This is a genomic window from Aquimarina intermedia, assembly GCF_008124785.1.
In the GTDB taxonomy this organism is placed as follows: Bacteria; Bacteroidota; Bacteroidia; order Flavobacteriales; family Flavobacteriaceae; genus Aquimarina; species Aquimarina intermedia.
On sequence record NZ_VNHU01000009.1, the window covers coordinates 48869 to 65847 of the forward strand.

Below are 16979 nucleotides of genomic sequence, written 5' to 3' on the forward strand. Positions count from 1 at the left end.
CCCCAAGTCTAATTTATATGCTAATTTTATGAATCATTACCTCAAACTTATCAAAATTGAATCCTTGCTTCTCATATTCCTTGTTCAAATTGCAATCAAATTTGGGTTATTTCGACCTTTTGATGTTGCGATCACACTCAATGGGTATGGTTTTATACTTTTACTAATTGCAACCCTGTCGATTGCTGCCGGTGGCAATGCGCTAAACTTTTTAAACAGCAACAATAGTACTCGCATTTTTTCTGAACGCTTTATTAATCGTTTTTTTGTTGTGCTAAATATAGTTGGAGTCGGACTTGGCTTCTATTTATCAAATATTATTGGTAGACCCGGTTTTGCAGCACTATTCATTATTGCCTCGGGTCTTTACTATAGTAACAGTATTTATCTTAAAAATATCGTGGTAGTCAACATTCTGGTAATAGGCCTTTTAAGTATGCTTCCTATTCTTATTGTTGGAATTTTTGATTTGATTCCCGTATTGAACGCAAACAATCAGGCTTCTCAAAAAGTAATCTTTTCAATTCTTTTGGATTATGCATTCTTTGGTTTTATGTTGGTGATTATCCGAAAAATGTTAGTTGCCTGTACTACAATGGACACCGATCATCGTCAAGGAAAACAAACAGTTGCCCTTGTTTTAGGTAAAGATCGTACGCTTCAGCTGATTGGTGCGCTTACAATTTTACCTATTGCCGGGGTTATCTATTATCTATACAGCTATTTATTTTCTAATAGCTTGGCTGTGTTTTTAGTATTGATTGGTATCGTAGCTCCGCTGCTCTATGTAGCTATCAAATCATGGATCGTTACCTCTACCAAAGGAATAAAACAGTTGATAGGCGTACTACAAATCATCCTTTTTATAGCGGCCGGATCTTTATTTTTATATCAATATATTCTTCTTTAATATGATACAATCATTTCTGAATAATCACACAGTCATTCTCGCTTCAGGTTCGCCCAGAAGACATCATTTTTTTAAGGAACTTGGAATTGATTTTAAGATTGATGTGCGGGAGGTTGAAGAAATATATCCTGAGCATCTCAAACGTGAAGCAATATCCAACTATTTAGCCGAATTAAAAGCTGAAGCATTTAATATACTTAACCCACAAGAGATCGTTATTACCAGTGATACTATTGTGTGGCATAATGAGAAGGCTTTGGGTAAGCCAAAAACATTGGACGAAGCCAAAACGATGTTACAATCTATGTCGAATCAAACACACGAAGTCATTACCTCTGTATGTTTTAAAACTGCCACAAAAATAATTGTAAAACATCATACTACTCAGGTTACCTTCAAAACACTTACGGATCAAGAAATTGAGTATTATGTGGAGACTCATCAACCACTAGATAAAGCCGGAGCGTACGGAATACAAGAATGGATCGGATATATTGGTATCACTTCAATAACCGGTAGTTTCTTTACCGTCATGGGCTTACCCACACATATTGTGTATGAAACGTTAATTGAACTTGCCAAATCCTGAGATTATTGTAATTTGAGATTCATTAAAAAATTAATCCGGTCATGCGTATTTTAATCAGCTTATTGTGCTTGAGTCTAGTGAGTTGTAATCAAAAAACTACAGACACTACAGAAACTTCTATTGCTTCTATACTCCCTGTGGAAAATGTCTTTGCAACAGAAAAAGAACTTTCCAAAGAGTTTAAGAACTATTGGTATGCCGGTAAAGCCGAAATCACCTCGTACGCATTAGAACAGGTACGCTATGGAGAGCTTCGCAAAGGAACAGCTGCATTGATCTATGTGACTGAAGATTTTTTGCCAGAGATTCAGGTAAAAGCGAATCAAAAGAGCGCATCTACCGTATCCGTGCTTAAACTAAATGCAACTAAAAAATTTAATACCGGGATTTATCCTTATTCGATTATGCAAAGTACCTTTTATCCTGTTACTGATAACCAACACGCGCTAAAAATAAGCAGCTCCATACAGGAATGGTGCGGACAAGTATACGCTCAATTGAATACTAAAGAAAAATTCGAAATTTTATCGCATTCCTATTTTCAAGGTGAAGCGGATCAAACGTTTTCTTTGAAAAAAACTATCCTAGAAAACGAACTATGGACAAAGCTTCGTATAGCTCCGAACGACATGCCACAAGGCGAATTATCTATCATTCCATCTTTTGAATATTGCAGGTTATTTCACAAAGAGATACAGCCTTATTCTGCAAGCGCAAAAATGGAAAAGCAACAAGATTTTAGCACGTATACCATTACATACCCCGAACTCAGCAGAAGTTTAGCTATTACTTTTTCCAACAAATTTCCATACGAAATTGAATCCTGGACCGAACGGTATAACCTAACTGATACTACAGATGCATTAGTTACTAAAGCTACACGTTTAAAAACAATAACTTCAGATTATTGGAGTAAGAATAGTACGCGACATGATGCCTTGCGAGACACCCTTAAATTAAACTAAAACTATAAGTAGACACACTATGAAAATGACAGAAGTAGAAATAAAAAGTGCTTTAAAAGACTTGAAAGAATGGGAATATCACGAAAATGCAATTCACACAACGTTCGAGTTTAACGATTTTAAAGATGCCTTTTCTGTGATGACACGCATCGCTTTTGAAGCAGAAGCACAAAATCATCATCCTGATTGGTCAAATGTGTATAATAAATTAATGATTACTCTTACAACGCATGATGCCGGTGGTATTACAACAAAGGATATACAATTAGCTAAAACGATAGATCAAATTATTGAGGGCGACGAGTAAGCGGTATTTCTGAAAATATAGCTCCAAAAAAGTGGCTTTTAAAATCATAGAGCAGAGTTTGTTAAAAAAGGGCATTCTGCTTATGTTTGTAACACAAATTAAAATTTAGCATATGGGAAGAGCTTTTGAATTTAGAAAAGCACGAAAAATGAAACGATGGTCTGCAATGGCCAAAGCATTTACACGTATAGGTAAGGATATCGTAATGGCGGTGAAAGAAGGCGGACCTGATCCTGATTCTAATTCAAAATTGCGTGCTGTTATTCAAAATGCCAAGGCAGTAAATATGCCAAAGGATAACGTAGAGCGCGCTATCAAAAGAGCTTCAGACAAAGATCAGGGCGATTATAAAGAAGTGCTATTTGAAGGTTACGCACCGCATGGGATTGCTATCTTGGTAGAAACAGCTACCGATAATAATAATCGTACTGTTGCCAATATACGTTCTTATTTTAATAAATGTGACGGAAACTTAGGTACTTCCGGTTCGGTAGAATTTATGTTTGACCACACTTGTAATTTTAGAGTTGCCGGTGAGGGAATCGATCCTGAAGAATTAGAGCTTGAGTTTATCGATTTTGGTGCAGAGGAAGTTTTTCAGGATGATGACGGAATTTTAATTTATGCCCCTTTTGAAAGTTTTGGTGCTATTCAAAAAGAATTAGAACGTAGGGAGATTGAAATTTTATCTTCCGGATTTGAAAGAATTCCGCAGGTGACCAAAAAACTTACCGAAGAGCAAGCAGCTGATGTCGAGAAACTCCTAGAGAAGATTGAAGAAGACGAAGATGTTCAGAATGTTTTTCACAACCTTGACGCCTAAAATACTGTTAACTCTGTGTTTATCGGCTATTTCTTGTTTACAAAACTACATAAAATATTAATAACTACAAATAATAATTAATAATTCATACATTTGTTTACTAATTGTTTTCAAATTATGACTTTAGATTATACGCTTAACGATTACAAGAAAAGAGACGGTTCACAGGCTATACGACTAAGATTAATCATTGATAGAGTACCGCAATATATAGCTACTGGAATCACAATTCAAAAAAAACAGTGGAATTTTAAGAAGTCAATTATTTGTAAACATCCGTTAGAAGATCAATTAAATGGTAAACTATCTAATTTTTTACTAGAATTTCAAAGTTTTGCAAATCAATATTCTGATTTAGGGTCAAAAAAAATTGTTTCCCTCTGGAGGGATTACAAAAAAAATGGACTAAAAGGTAAGGAAATAACGTTTTATGAATTTTTTCAACGTTCAAATAATAGGATTCGCAATAAGGGTAAGATAAGCACTGCAAATACTAGAGATGGCCATTTAAAGAAGATTAAAGGTTTTAACGAGAATATTCATTATTCTGAATTAACACCAGATTTTTTATTAAGATTTGAACGGTATATGTTTGATAAAGGAAATAAGCAAAATACCGTTGCTTCAAACATGAGCACCTTAAAAATAGTTGTCAAGGAAGCTTTAAAAGATGGGTTAATTGATAAAAACCCATTCGATACATATACCATTAAGCGAGTAAATAGTAATAAAGAAATTCTTTCTTATTCGGAAATACTTAAAATAGAAAACTTGAAAATTGAGCGGCATTTTATCGGTATCATTCGGGCACGTGATATGTTCCTTTTTGCTTTTTATAATGCCGGGATGAGGTTTGGCGACGTTTGCCGTTTAAAATGGTCCAACATTGAAGATTCAAACATTGTATATGTTATGAATAAATCAAAAAATTTAAATGGATCCAAACGTAATATACCTTTAACGCCAAAAGTAATTAGCATCTTAGACAAATATAAAGGAATGGATAAAACCTATGTATTCCCTATTTTAAAGGGGGTAGATCCAAAGGACGAAGAAACTATAGTTCAAAAAATAAAGGTTGCTAACAATGCGGTCAATCGTAGTTGGCGAATCATGTGCAAAAATCACGGAATTAAGGAAACTACGTTTCACGTCTCCAAACATTCATTTGCTGATTATGCGGTTCAAAACAAAATTGATTTGCTTGTTATAAGTAAATTGCTTGGTCATTCGAGATTAGCCACCACACAAACTTATTTGAAAGACTTTTACCAAGATAAACAAACCGAAGCTTTAAAAAGTATGTTTAAATAATTTAAGTATTTTAAACCTGTTCGAATACAACAACCAAACTATTGCAATTGCCAGGAGTAGCCAAAACCAATCCCAAAAACTAAAAGAGTTATCGCGGTCAACGGCTACATCTTTCTTTAGCTCCTTTTTTTTAATATCGGTTTCTGTTTTATCTTCCTCAATTCGGTTTTCTTTTTTAACCGTTTTAGAGCTATCTGTTTGCGTTTTCTTCTTTTTCTGGATAACTACGTTATAATATTTCTTTCCTTCAACCTCCATAGGTTTGGTGTTGTCTACGGGTGTGTAAGTGGTGTTATCTTCAGCGGTTTTGATATCAGTATTTGAAACTGTTATTATAACTTCTTCTTTTTTGACATCTTTTTTTTCTGAAGTTTCAATTTCTGTAACTGTTTTTTGCATCACACGTTTACGGGTTCCACATGAACAGATTAAAAATATAATTAATAAAAATATGATTCTAGTTTTCATGGCTCAATGATTTCATGGTGTGGCATGTCTTGAAAAGATTGATCAAACTTGATAATTCCGTCACTATCCCAATTACCACCCCATCTAATTAAATGTTTTATTTTACCACATTCGTAAAGTTCAACCGCACATGCATCAATTACACCCGACACATAAGATAGATGCACTTCGTCGTAATCAATTTTACCTCTCATTGTTTTATCAGGATGGTATATATAAATATCCGCAGCTAAGGAAGGAAAATAGTTGTGTTTCCCTTTTCTCTTATAACCATCAATTTTTGAAGCTCCTTTTAAATACAATCTATATTGACGTTCTACCGGTCTATGACCTTCACTAATGCCAAAATCAACTTTACTTCGAGATATTGCCAGATTCAAAACCTTTTGTAGATCTTCATGACATGTTTCTAAGTTTTTACGACTACGATCACCGAATTTATATGTTATTCTCATCATCTTTTTTTTGAAAATCTTTTATGTCAAGATTTTTGTTAAACAGATTTATTCTTTTAGTCCATGAAATAGGCGGAAATTTTCCGTTTGTAATTATTGAAGAATTGGTCCATGCTGATCCGGCAGGATATACAAAAACCATAAGCTTTAGTATAACTACTAAGTAAATCCCTAATGTTCCATCTTTTCCAAGTATATGTAAAAAGCCTTCGTTTAAATAACCTACTGTCACCACCAAAACACATTTAATCATTAATCCTTTAATGTTTTCTAAAATCGAAAAATCATTTTTAATAAACTTATGTATATAGCTCCCTAATATGTGGTCAATAATAATTGCTCCGAAAACAAATTGAACATAAACTATGTTGAACTCAAACCATTTAAACATAGCATCTCCCAACATCGCAAAAGGTGAAGCAAAAACAGAAAGTAATAAGCTTGATTTAATTCTGGCTATTAGGGTTCCTGTATGTATCAGCAACAAGTTTTCAAGGATGAATTTTAATATCATAATTATAAGGTTATAAGAGTTGGTGTATTTTGTAAAACAACATCAACATCACGTGGTGTGAAATCGATATTGTAAAATTTATTATTCTCGAGATGAATCGGTTTTACTTTCAACTTGTTCAAGTCCATTTTTGAACCTGGTACTTTAGAAATGAAATTCGTATTTTTAATGAGCGTACCACCATTGTGTTGCAAGTCTAAGATGTTGCCGGTAGGATTATCTGTATTGATTTTAACAATACAATTGTCGAATACAATGTTAACGTCTTTTTTAAACACTTGGACAGCATGCGTACCACGCAATAGTAAATCTAAATCATCAATGTTTATTGTTTGATCTTTTATGGTAGCCGTTGTGAACTCACCTTGGTTGCTGTCCGGATAGTTATCGAGCATCAACCGCAAACATCCATTTGTAGTACCGTTTGAGATTTTAAAATCACGTGGTAATCCAACGCGAATCAATAAAGACGTATCACACACCATTCTTTTAATATCTTGGACTGGCCAGTCGAGCCCGATTTTGTGTTTAAGTGATGATTTAGTGTGAACGTTTAAAATTTGTAGTTTATCCACTGAACCCTTTGACAACATTGGGTTTGCCGTTGCTACCTGTGATAGTTTTTGGTTAGTAGTATTGAACTCCTGACCCATGAAATCAAAAACAACATCTCTATAAATGAGATTTAAACCATAACGGTGATAGAACACTGATCTTTTATCTAGCGGACGATCATATATGAAGGAGCTTTTTTCTATATACGCAACGCCATCCTTATGAAATTTATGACCGGTTTCAATCTTCACGTTCTTAGCGTTAGAATGATTTTTAAATACTTCGTTTTCTAACTCGAAATGTAGTGTAACATCACTAAGCTCATTATTGGTCACCACATTAGCGCGGCCCATCATAAGGGTTCTATTTTGAACTAAATTATTTTCGAATACAACGTTGTACCCTCCATTAATGGAAATAATGTTTTTTTGTGTATACCCTTGAATCTTGGATTGTAAGAACTTGCACTTTCTAATCGTGATGTATCTGCAACCTTTTAAGACGATATCACCGTTTAAATTATCATGAAACACGACATAAATGAGATCAATATTAAAATTATTCTGTGCTCCATCTTCAACATCCCATCCATACCCCGGTTTTCCTTTTTCTCCACGAAATCCACGTCCAATTTCTGAAATAGTACAACCTGATATCGTTGTATGTGGTGCAGGGTTAGAAAGTCCTTGTCTTAATCCTTTAATTAAAGATTTTGATTTTATCACCGTGCCTATTGAGTAATCAGGCGCGTAAATAGTTCCCTTTAAATCGTTCCAATTCTTAGGCGTGTAAATTACAAGCGCAATGTATTTGCAATTCTTGGGCTTATTTACTCGGTTGTAGGTTTCATTAACCAATGATCTCCCTATAAAATTACCAGATCCATCATAAAAAACTGCCCAATATTCGTGTACGTCTAATCCAAAGCGACCACTATAGGACCCACCCCCAAAAACAAAACCATTAATTTTATCAAAAGCTTCGTGAGATACATCAAACTTTTGGGAGTAACTAAATCGATCATCTGTTTTAATAACTCCATCATCATCAATAAATTTACCTTTAGTGAGTTTTTCGGCAGTGACTTTGTTAAGGTGAATGAAGTTTGGGGCGTATTTGAAATAAATACAATCCCCGGCTACCTCTCTGGCAGAAGTATCAATAGTAAGATTCACATTGCCCGAAGAAATATAAATTGCGTGATTATGTTCACTTACACTTTTACTAAAATCGTGGTGTCTCAACTCCCCTACTATCTCACCACCTTTTAAAAAACTATTCTTAGTATTCCAAAAATTAATAATATCATACTTCTCCAAATCGTTTGGTAAAGCTCCTACAATTACATCGGTTGCAAGCGTCATAGTTGCAGTACCGGTAACATACCAATTTGATGGAATATTTTTTGGACTCCTGGTAGTTTCTACAAGCGAATACATAAACACACCTTTACCGTCTATTCTCGCGTTACCACCTGAAGAATTATATATCTTTTGGGCTTGTAAAAATACATTTCGGTTGTCGGTTCCTGTACCTTTTTCTATGTTACCATCTCCAACCAATCCGAAATTTACAAGATTAATATCACCGCAAATAAAAGTTGATTTGTCGTTAATTGTAGCCTTTGAAAAGTCCATAACCTTGCGGTTATACGGAAAATCAAAACACGCTACATCGTCGAATAAAACATCATGAGTACCAAAATCTATAGTGCCCCCACCATCTTTGAAAATCACTCCTTTACATCCGGTCATATCAACGTTCCCATCAATAGTAATATCATGCTCCAATGACCAAACCATTTTAGAATGTTCTGGCTTTGGATTTTTGAAATCTTCTGCATTAGTCGGAATAAAATTTGTCATGATATTTTATTTTTTTCGATTAGAAGCTTATAAAAAAGAACTGCGTGTGTAAGTAAAAAAGTTCTATGACCTAAATCATTTAGGTGTAACCCATCTGGTACATCTGAAGTGTTAGCCGTATAAATATTCTTTAATTCGGGATTATTGAAGTTAAGCCCCGCAAGTTTGTGGATGTCATAGTATTCAACTCCCTCATTTATACAACCTTCAATAATTGCATCAGCATAATCGCGCAGCGTGTTTCCTAAAACATTCTCATTGTCTCCGTTTTCTCTTTTAGTGGGAGTAACAAACGCAATAGTTTTGTTGCTTCCAAATCCTCTAATGGTTTCAATTATTTTTTTTATATGTCCATGAAACGTATCGGTAACCGATGTATCCGTAACTGATCCTATTGGACGATTAAACCCATAATCATTAGTACCTAAATCAATTATGTATACATTCTTATTGGTTGGGGTTGGTAGATATCCTGTATTAATATCATCAGCAAAATTCTTCATCGTTTTACCGGATCTTGAAACATTAGAAAAGTTTCTAATCTTTAAAATGTTTCTAGCTACAGAAGCAAAGGCCACATTAGTAGCGTAATTCTCCCTCTCTGTTTTTATAGAATCCCCAAGCAGTGCAAAACTGGTATTGCTAATTGTTTGCTCTTTATTTATACGTGAATTCTCATTTGTATAATAGATTGGATCAACTTTTATATTTTGAACCAAGAAAAACGCTTTGAAATCTGATTGTCTTGCTAAATAAATACTACAGTAATAACAATTACTTGGTGTGTTAAAGATGGCAGCATTTAGAGATGAAATAAATACCCCTGATTTATCAAAAAAAGTGACTAAGCTATTTCCTAAAGGATGTGAATATGGTGTTTGTGGCTCAACTCTAAAGAGACCAGTAGAAGAACCATTTGTCTGTATAGTTCCAGTACCGTCATAATATTCATTATAATTGAAATCGCGATAATAAATAAGATTGTTAGTTCTATTTAGCCAAATCAAACCGTTGTTTTCATATGTCCATCGACTATTGTCACGAGCATAACCATGATAAGGGAACCATCCCGAAGGGCCTGCATTACTAACAGAATTGTAAAAATGAACAATTGAATCAGTAACGTTTTTATCCGATATTAAAGCATTCCATCTAACATATGCAACATTTTCATGTCTTATAGCTATCTGAGTAACAAAAGTATTTGCAGGGTAAGCGGGGTCCGAGTTAGGTATTGGGTTCTTGTCCTTGTCGTAAAATTTAAAAGTGTTGGATTTCAGTTTTACTAATCGATCACCAACCGTAACGGGAATGTAATTTGTTAAATAATAATTCGCGTTTGCTGATTCTTCTCCAGTCAATAAGAATTCAAAACCATCTTTAATATCCGGGCTACTTAAATCAATCTCATTGATTCCTGTTTTTATAATTGGAATGTCACGGGATTCAAAATGATATATCATCGTCCAAACGTCGTCAATCGTTGCGTACAACCCATTTTTATCTGTATTAGCTTCTCCCTTTACCCACGCATAACGATCAATCAAAGCGCCATCAATTACCGGTAAATCAGCAATAGTGTTATATTCATTAATTGTGGTGAGTGAAGAAGCATCTTCATTATTTAATACATCAACTTCTGATTGAAGTTCGTATAAAGCCTGTTCAACATTAGTTGAAGTTAAGTTTCCCGAAGGGGTAACAGAAACCGCAGAAGCATCTGAAGCTCCCCCTGGCCCCCCACCTTGTTGCCATGTTGTAGATCCAAGCTCTGTATTTATTGAAGTTACAATTTCTGCGCCTGTCTGGTCAGCCGTGGCGTTTTCTGCTATGTTTGTTAACTTTGATTTTTCTGCATCGGTGAAAGCGTTTGTGTCTATATTACTCTCGTAAGCTGTTTTAATTTCATCAGCTGTACGCTCTCTAAAATATGGCTTCAAATCAACTCCTAAAGTCAAAGAATTATCCGCATCTGTAGAAACACCGGATCCCCCGGTTCCAGAATCTTGATTATTGTTTACTTTTTTAAACCAAAATGAGCCATCAAAAGCAATAATATCATTATCCTTTAAAAATACATCACCGTTACCAAAGTCTTTGTTTGTACCGTTGGTAGTGGCGTTTGTTACTCTGTATTCATGGCCAAGTACACCGGTTGCATTTGTAAGGGTTGGTGTATCGGTGGCAACATTATAATCTCCTTTAAAATCTGGTGTAATTCCTGATTCTTCTAAAGACTTAACCCAAAGATTAAATCTGTAATTACTATTAACAACAAAATTTTCTTCTGCAATAGTGATTTGCCATGCATCAAAATTGGCGTTTGTGATACTGGCCGTACTAAGATCAAACCATAGTCCTAGATCGTTTATGTAAATTTTAGTGCCGGCTAATTTTTCTTCGTTTGTCTTTTTAGAAACGAAGAAATATAAATTTGAAATGGTTTTAGCCAAAGTAAAGTTTTCATTAGCAGTTAAATCGCTTAGATCATCGGCTATCCCAGTTTGAAAATCAAAGGTATCATAATATAATTCTTTTGCTTCAATAGTTGCTTCACTAAGAACTTCACCATCCGTATTTTTTAAAGTCAACTTACCGTTATCAAAGGTTATACTTGTACCTTGATTCATAAAAACTTTAGCATCTACGGTAAAGGCTAAATTAGCATTGCCATCAAAAAAATTAATATCACTGCCATCAACAACACCTTCAGATAATAGATTGTTTGCATCAACAAAAGATTGAAGTTTTAAATCAATTTCATCTTCTGTGTAATACCTGTCATCATGTTCGTGGCCTGTAGCCACTTGTCCGTTTTGTAATTCTTGAATTGCAAGCCTATTCGCTTCAATTTGTGTATTATTTATATCACCACTTATAGCCGGTGAGAAAATTACATCATGTAAGGCATTAATTAAATTCGTGGCCGTGGAGTACGATAACCCTCCTACTGTTATATCTGATACATTGGTAACAGGAACTAGTACATAATTAGAATCATAGATGTTAAGCACTTTTATTTGACTATCGTTCACGCGGTAAGGGATAAAAGTTTTATATAACTCTATCCCGTTTACGCTAAACTTTGAAATCCCTATTTCTACAAATGCAAAACTCATTATGATATTTTTGAAATTCTAAATCCTGTACTTCTAGTGCCGCAACTGCCATTTGAGGTTGGGTATACATCTCTATTTCTTGAAATAAATACCAATACATCATTTAAATAACTAACTGCTGCCTGTCTATCCTTTGTGTAAATGTTACGTTTGAATTCATTTGAAACCGGCTGTGAATCATTATTTGATTTCTCAACAAAACCAAACGCGGTATCTGTAAAAGATCCAAATAAAACATAGCGTGCGTACGCAAAAAGGCTAATTACTTTATTAAGTCCTTTATGCGTGTATTCTTTGCCGTTGTGTTGGTAGTTCTTCGGTTCTAGTAGGTTTATGTACTTAAGGTCTGTCTTATTAGCTATAAGATCATTATACAGGCTCTCACCTAATAATGGTTTCAAATCCAAATATTCAGCATCTTCGATATATGGATTAATTTTATCATCACGTACCGATCTTGAAACCTCTCTATGCTTAGCAATTTCTTCTTTACTGATCAACATTTTCAACTTCTTTTGAAACGGTTATTAATGGCACTATTTTTAATTCCGTTATAGGGTTTACAAAGTGCTTCATTATCTTATTGATGTTCTGTTCTATGATTAATCGCTCATTTGCAGTTTGATCTTGATAGAAAAGTTTCATTTGCTTTATAGCTTCTCCGCTTTGACCGAAAATTGCACCATCTTTTGAACGAATAAGAGCCGCAGGAACATTTTTAAAACACATTCTTATATTATCACTCACTGAGCTTTCAGTATGTGCAAAAAGCTTATCATCGATATTCGAATCAATATTTTTAAACAAAATTTCTTCCTCGATTTTATCTGAATCAAACTCCATTTCTAAATGAAGAACACCATCAGCGTTTTCAGCTCCGATAAAACTTTGAATAGTTTCTCTGAATTTATCTCGTTCGCTAATTTGTTGTTGATATTCCTTTGGCTCGCTTTCTTTTATCAAGTTATCTACAAGAGGTTTTGTAACTACTAAAGTTTTACCAAAGAATCCTTTTTTTAAGGAATTCTTTTTGTAAACACTAGCGTTATACTCGCTTTCTGCATCAAATAAACAAGGATGAATTGGTGCTAATGGGTATACATATTTACTTGCATGGTAGTACAAGATTTGACCGTTGTAATTATCTACTCCTTCTGCTTTATCTATTTGATATTGAATTACTTTTTTATCGGGATTGAATACATCTATTTTAGTAGCTGTTTTTTCTGCTTTTGAATCGTTCCAATCCTTACAAACAAGTATTTTACCATTGTATTTATTATCATCCTTCTTTCCTACCCTACAATCTGTAAACGGTAATACGTCTGCATCAATGATTTCACAAGCAGCATTGTAATTAACTTGAATATAAAAACCTTTATGAGTTGCGTAGCTTTCTGAAATGTCCTGGACGAATTGTAATAATGTTATTTCCTTTTCTTCGTGAACTAAGATTTTATTTATATCATCCCCAAAACCTTTACCGGACAAATAATCTTTCATAAGGTCACGACAAGTAAGCGCGGTAACAGAATTATTAATTCCGCTCTCTACAGCAACGGGGTAGTTATTATCTACCCCGTTGTTATATATTCCTGCTTTCTTATTGAAAAAAGGTAGCTTGTTAAATAGCTCAATAAATTCAAATGCTAAATTCTTCATTTAGTTTTATTCTTCTTCGTCAACAACTTCTTCTTTTTCCGCGATTGCTTCGGCAATCAGTCCTTTGTTTTTGTAATCATCCGGGTTAAGTCCTAAACCTGTTGCGGTTTCATCCAGTTGTGCCCGTGTCATTTTATCGAGTACTTCGATACGCGTTAAAACAATTTCTTCTTCCTCTGGAATCGCTTCAAAAAGTTCCTCACCTCTTGGATGGTCCTTTAAAAGCTTATTACCTATTTCATCGGTAATATTTGCATTGGTTACTAATGTCGCTGAACCGAACTCCAAAGGAATTCCGTTGTACTTTTCTCTTAATTTAAATCCTGATTCTTTTTTTTCGGTTTTCATACTTGAAACGTATTTGATATAATTATTGTAGTAGTCATTCAAACATCTTTGACAACCGGCATTGATCATATCAGGTTGAAAAATGTTTTGATAATCTTTGAGAAACTGTGATAAATAGCGGTTACCATTTTCATCCTTTCCGTTAAAAATGGTAACCTTATCTATATTTCTCCAATCGCGAACCATTAAGGAACTGCAGGCTGAGCAAATTTGTTATTGAACGCTGTCAGCGTAGTATCATAATCGCTTTCTAACAACACTCTCGGCATATCATATTCCAAAGTATCATCCTTAGATGATAAAGTGAACTTGATTGCGCTATCCGATTCCCGTGAATTTTCGGTCATAACGGTTACATATAGTCCGGCATCCCATCCAAGAATCAAAAAGGCATCTGCTTTGTTTGCTCCTTTGTATCGTTTGTGAACCACAACTAAATATGATTGACCTTTTGCAAGCTTTGAAGCCGATAATCGGTTAGCTGCTGAAGGCGTCATAATCATACCGTCAAACAAATGTCTGAACTTGTCAACTGTTTCTTCACTTGGTACAAACTCCCAGTTATAACCCTGAGTTTGTTTGATACCTTCTAATTTTAATCCTGTGGTTCCAGCGTTTAAAACTAAATCATCCACCAACATACGATTGGTGGCATTGATTGTAGTTGCGGTCTTGTTGAAATCACTATGAGGAACTAACAAAACATCCGATTCAATACCGGATATCGAAAGATTATCACAATCGTTTACTATATCTTCTGTCAGTTTATCCGTAAAACATCCCATTTTTGTAATTTTTTAAAGGTTAAACTTCTTAGTAAGCAGCTACTGTCATGTATGGCAATAGGTGCTTAACATCTAGCATAAGATCAAAATCGATGTAATTCGCTTTGTCTTTCTTCTCGTACCAAGATTCAATTTTTGTCAAATCTTCTGTGCTCACAGTTCCTACAGGAATATTTTCTTTTACCGTTAAGATTGCACGGTGTGGAAGGTTGTGCTTCGTTCCGTTATCTTGGTAGGATTTGATGTTGTTATCCCAATCATGACGTACTTTAATAGGTACACCACGGTAAGACTTCTTGGTGATACCGTCGGTTGTTTCGTCAAGTGAGAACACAATTGATTTATCCTCTAAAGTGTCTTGGTAGTTCTGCCATAATGCACGGGTTACTAACATTTCAGGTTGCGCACCATCTTCTAAAGCTTCAAAGAATCTTGAATCCATTTGATTGTGCATTGCTCTAAAAGTTGCTAAAGCTTCCCCATCCGCTAATTTTTGAGCTGCATAACTTGCACCGGCATTCTTTGCAATTGCTACATAGTTGTCTGCTGTGGTAGGAATTTCGGTAAAGATTTGCTTAAACAAACCGTTGATGATATTGAAGTATTTTATATCAATACCATTCGTAATTACACCACCACCAACGACATTAGCCGCAGCTTTATCACCAAACCAAATAAGACGGTTGTTCATTTTCTTCATCGCCTGTTCCAGTTTAGCGATGATAACACCAAATTCTTCACTTCCTATACGGTCGTAGAAATCAGGGTTTACACGTTTTGCTTTCTTGAATAATTTCAATAAGCTATTCACGTCAACTGCACAGTGTTTTAATCTATCTCCTATCAATTCAGGATCCCAGAATTTTTCAGTCATTGGAATGGATGCAGGGTTTTCACCACGATCACACCCGGTAATTTTTTCACCCACTAAACCTAAATTCCCAATAAATGGAATTTGTTGTTTATGAGTAATACCGGTTTCAATTTCATGAAATTCGGAAAGGTCACCACCTGTTATGGTTGCTTCAAATATTGCCTGTGATACTTCACTTGCTTCTTCTGGGTTCATTGTTAAACCCGATAAATCTAATAGAGCCATTATGCTGTTCTTTTTTGATTAATGAATGTTGTTTATAGACAATGGGTGATTAGTCCTGGTCTTTCTTTTTCCAAACCTGTCTTTTTTGGTCTTGGTGTTGTTCTTTGCGTTCGCCTTTCTCGTGTTTAAAGCTCGATCCTATTGATCTTTTCAAAGCCAAAAATTCTGTTTCAAATCCTTTAATTGCTTTTGAATTTTCTTTGTTAGTTTTTTGAAGAGCTTGAATTGTATTATCTCTTTCCGCTAACTCGGTAACTAGATTTTCAATTTTTTCTTCGAGCGCTGCCATTTCCTCTGAAGGTGCTTCTTCTTCTTTTGGCTTGATCTCTTTTAACTCACCGTCTTCAACAACATACGTTTCACCGTTTGGCATTACGTATTCAGCTGCATCGGCTGTTGTTTTAGCTCCAACCGTTGGCGTATCGTCTGGTTCTAAATCTGGGAATTCCAGCTCTGTACCATTGGCATCCTGAATGACTTTTAAATTTTTAGGCTTCTCAGATTTACCGAAGTTTTTTAAGCCACTTAGTAATTTATCTACAAGCGTTTCAGCTTCTTTTTTGTCTAGCGTATTGCTCATTTTATTTGATTTAGTAATTAAATTTTTTGAAAATGCGACGGCATTCAAAGGTATTTTGGTATAGAAACCAGTAGCAAAACCGAATTCGATTGCTTGCTCTGGAGTAAGAAAAGTTTCCTTTTTCATTAATGGTTTGATTGCTTCTTTTGAAGTGCCAGTTGTAGAAGCATAGAAATCAATAATGCCGTTTTCCATTCTTCGTAGATCCTTATAATAGGCTTCTATTTCATCGGCATCTCCTTCACCCGGTGCTCCAAATGGGTTGTGAATCATAATTTCAGGACGATCAATAAGTAATCTTTCGTCACCGGCTAATAAAATTTTGATAGCAGCTGAAGCACATACTTCTTCAACTATAGTTCTAATCCTAACACCCTTTTGTTTAAGGCTAATTAGGTAGTTATATGTGTCGTCACCTTCTTCAACAAAACCGCCGGGGGATTTAATGAATACATCTAATTGGGTAATCCCTTTTTGCGATTCAACTTGTTGAACTACATCTAAAAAGGTAACATTCGGCTGCATTATGTTGCCGTTTTCATCTGGAATTTCACCGATAATACCGTGAATATTTAGTACTCCTATCATAATCACTAAATTACAAGGCGTACGAGCTTAAAT

General features: G+C 34.8%; 17 protein-coding genes. 6 read left to right on the forward strand and 11 right to left on the reverse strand.

The genetic code is table 11. The features are described 5' to 3' along the window. Window positions 1–28 precede the first annotated feature (28 nt). The 6 genes from BD809_RS12735 to BD809_RS12760 all read left to right on the forward strand — a co-directional run bounded on the left by BD809_RS12735 (window position 29) and on the right by BD809_RS12760 (window position 4908). Window positions 29–910, forward strand: coding sequence for a UbiA prenyltransferase family protein (locus BD809_RS12735; RefSeq protein WP_148783364.1), 882 nt, complete (start codon window positions 29–31; stop codon window positions 908–910). Window position 911: 1 nt separating this feature from the next. Continuing rightward, a complete protein-coding gene (locus BD809_RS12740) occupies window positions 912–1499 on the forward strand; it encodes a Maf-like protein (RefSeq protein ID WP_148783365.1) in 588 nt (195 codons plus the stop codon). Window positions 1500–1540: 41 nt separating this feature from the next. Beyond that, on the forward strand, window positions 1541–2464 hold the full coding sequence (locus BD809_RS12745; protein ID WP_148783366.1) for a septum formation inhibitor Maf: 924 nt from the start codon (window positions 1541–1543) through the stop codon (window positions 2462–2464). 19 nt (window positions 2465–2483) lie between these two features. Next, a complete protein-coding gene (locus tag BD809_RS12750; protein WP_148783367.1) occupies window positions 2484–2771 on the forward strand; it encodes a 4a-hydroxytetrahydrobiopterin dehydratase in 288 nt (95 codons plus the stop codon). Between the two features lie 112 nt (window positions 2772–2883). Then, on the forward strand, window positions 2884–3594 hold the full coding sequence (locus BD809_RS12755; RefSeq protein WP_148783368.1) for a YebC/PmpR family DNA-binding transcriptional regulator: 711 nt from the start codon (window positions 2884–2886) through the stop codon (window positions 3592–3594). Window positions 3595–3711: 117 nt separating this feature from the next. Further along, the gene (locus tag BD809_RS12760; RefSeq protein WP_148783369.1) at window positions 3712–4908 is read left to right on the forward strand and encodes a site-specific integrase; all 1197 of its coding nucleotides are present in this window, start codon (window positions 3712–3714) and stop codon (window positions 4906–4908) included. Here BD809_RS12760 and BD809_RS12765 read toward each other — a convergent pair. From BD809_RS12765 to BD809_RS12815, 11 genes are read right to left on the reverse strand one after another with little or no spacing between them, the layout of a single operon-like run. Continuing rightward, entirely contained in the window at window positions 4888–5376 is a 489-nt protein-coding gene (locus BD809_RS12765) for a hypothetical protein (protein ID WP_148783370.1), read from the reverse strand. The two genes, BD809_RS12760 and BD809_RS12765, sit on opposite strands and share 21 nt — an antisense overlap. Beyond that, window positions 5373–5834: a M15 family metallopeptidase domain-containing protein gene (locus BD809_RS12770; protein WP_148783371.1), complete on the reverse strand. Its 462-nt coding sequence runs from the start codon at window positions 5832–5834 to the stop codon at window positions 5373–5375. The genes BD809_RS12765 and BD809_RS12770 overlap by 4 nt, the downstream gene beginning before the upstream one ends. After that, window positions 5815–6345: a hypothetical protein gene (locus BD809_RS12775; RefSeq protein WP_148783372.1), complete on the reverse strand. Its 531-nt coding sequence runs from the start codon at window positions 6343–6345 to the stop codon at window positions 5815–5817. The genes BD809_RS12770 and BD809_RS12775 overlap by 20 nt, the downstream gene beginning before the upstream one ends. A gap of 2 nt (window positions 6346–6347) precedes the next feature. Continuing rightward, a complete protein-coding gene (locus BD809_RS12780; protein ID WP_148783373.1) occupies window positions 6348–8765 on the reverse strand; it encodes a hypothetical protein in 2418 nt (805 codons plus the stop codon). After that, on the reverse strand, window positions 8762–11884 hold the full coding sequence (locus BD809_RS12785; RefSeq protein ID WP_148783374.1) for an SGNH/GDSL hydrolase family protein: 3123 nt from the start codon (window positions 11882–11884) through the stop codon (window positions 8762–8764). Before BD809_RS12785 ends, BD809_RS12780 begins: the two co-directional genes overlap by 4 nt. Then, window positions 11884–12387, reverse strand: coding sequence for a DUF6712 family protein (locus tag BD809_RS12790; RefSeq protein WP_148783375.1), 504 nt, complete (start codon window positions 12385–12387; stop codon window positions 11884–11886). The genes BD809_RS12785 and BD809_RS12790 overlap by 1 nt, the downstream gene beginning before the upstream one ends. Next, a complete protein-coding gene (locus BD809_RS12795; protein ID WP_148783376.1) occupies window positions 12374–13546 on the reverse strand; it encodes a hypothetical protein in 1173 nt (390 codons plus the stop codon). The genes BD809_RS12790 and BD809_RS12795 overlap by 14 nt, the downstream gene beginning before the upstream one ends. Before the next feature lie 6 nt (window positions 13547–13552). Further along, complete coding sequence (locus tag BD809_RS12800; protein WP_148783377.1) at window positions 13553–14080, reverse strand: hypothetical protein; 528 nt, start codon at window positions 14078–14080, stop codon at window positions 13553–13555. Further along, on the reverse strand, window positions 14080–14679 hold the full coding sequence (locus tag BD809_RS12805) for a hypothetical protein (protein ID WP_148783378.1): 600 nt from the start codon (window positions 14677–14679) through the stop codon (window positions 14080–14082). The genes BD809_RS12800 and BD809_RS12805 overlap by 1 nt, the downstream gene beginning before the upstream one ends. A 28-nt stretch (window positions 14680–14707) precedes the next feature. Continuing rightward, window positions 14708–15778: a hypothetical protein gene (locus BD809_RS12810; protein ID WP_246131536.1), complete on the reverse strand. Its 1071-nt coding sequence runs from the start codon at window positions 15776–15778 to the stop codon at window positions 14708–14710. 49 nt (window positions 15779–15827) lie between these two features. Continuing rightward, a complete protein-coding gene (locus BD809_RS12815) occupies window positions 15828–16946 on the reverse strand; it encodes a Clp protease ClpP (RefSeq protein WP_148783380.1) in 1119 nt (372 codons plus the stop codon). Window positions 16947–16979 lie beyond the last annotated feature (33 nt).

Coding starts and splice junctions, on each gene's coding strand:
- BD809_RS12735 (WP_148783364.1), top strand. CDS start 29: ATGAATCATTACCTCAAACTTATCAAAATTGAATCCTTGCTTCTCATA.
- BD809_RS12740 (WP_148783365.1), top strand. CDS start 912: ATGATACAATCATTTCTGAATAATCACACAGTCATTCTCGCTTCAGGT.
- BD809_RS12745 (WP_148783366.1), top strand. CDS start 1,541: ATGCGTATTTTAATCAGCTTATTGTGCTTGAGTCTAGTGAGTTGTAAT.
- BD809_RS12750 (WP_148783367.1), top strand. CDS start 2,484: ATGAAAATGACAGAAGTAGAAATAAAAAGTGCTTTAAAAGACTTGAAA.
- BD809_RS12755 (WP_148783368.1), top strand. CDS start 2,884: ATGGGAAGAGCTTTTGAATTTAGAAAAGCACGAAAAATGAAACGATGG.
- BD809_RS12760 (WP_148783369.1), top strand. CDS start 3,712: ATGACTTTAGATTATACGCTTAACGATTACAAGAAAAGAGACGGTTCA.
- BD809_RS12765 (WP_148783370.1), bottom strand. CDS start 5,376: ATGAAAACTAGAATCATATTTTTATTAATTATATTTTTAATCTGTTCA.
- BD809_RS12770 (WP_148783371.1), bottom strand. CDS start 5,834: ATGATGAGAATAACATATAAATTCGGTGATCGTAGTCGTAAAAACTTA.
- BD809_RS12775 (WP_148783372.1), bottom strand. CDS start 6,345: ATGATATTAAAATTCATCCTTGAAAACTTGTTGCTGATACATACAGGA.
- BD809_RS12780 (WP_148783373.1), bottom strand. CDS start 8,765: ATGACAAATTTTATTCCGACTAATGCAGAAGATTTCAAAAATCCAAAG.
- BD809_RS12785 (WP_148783374.1), bottom strand. CDS start 11,884: ATGAGTTTTGCATTTGTAGAAATAGGGATTTCAAAGTTTAGCGTAAAC.
- BD809_RS12790 (WP_148783375.1), bottom strand. CDS start 12,387: ATGTTGATCAGTAAAGAAGAAATTGCTAAGCATAGAGAGGTTTCAAGA.
- BD809_RS12795 (WP_148783376.1), bottom strand. CDS start 13,546: ATGAAGAATTTAGCATTTGAATTTATTGAGCTATTTAACAAGCTACCT.
- BD809_RS12800 (WP_148783377.1), bottom strand. CDS start 14,080: ATGGTTCGCGATTGGAGAAATATAGATAAGGTTACCATTTTTAACGGA.
- BD809_RS12805 (WP_148783378.1), bottom strand. CDS start 14,679: ATGGGATGTTTTACGGATAAACTGACAGAAGATATAGTAAACGATTGT.
- BD809_RS12810 (WP_246131536.1), bottom strand. CDS start 15,778: ATGGCTCTATTAGATTTATCGGGTTTAACAATGAACCCAGAAGAAGCA.
- BD809_RS12815 (WP_148783380.1), bottom strand. CDS start 16,946: ATGATAGGAGTACTAAATATTCACGGTATTATCGGTGAAATTCCAGAT.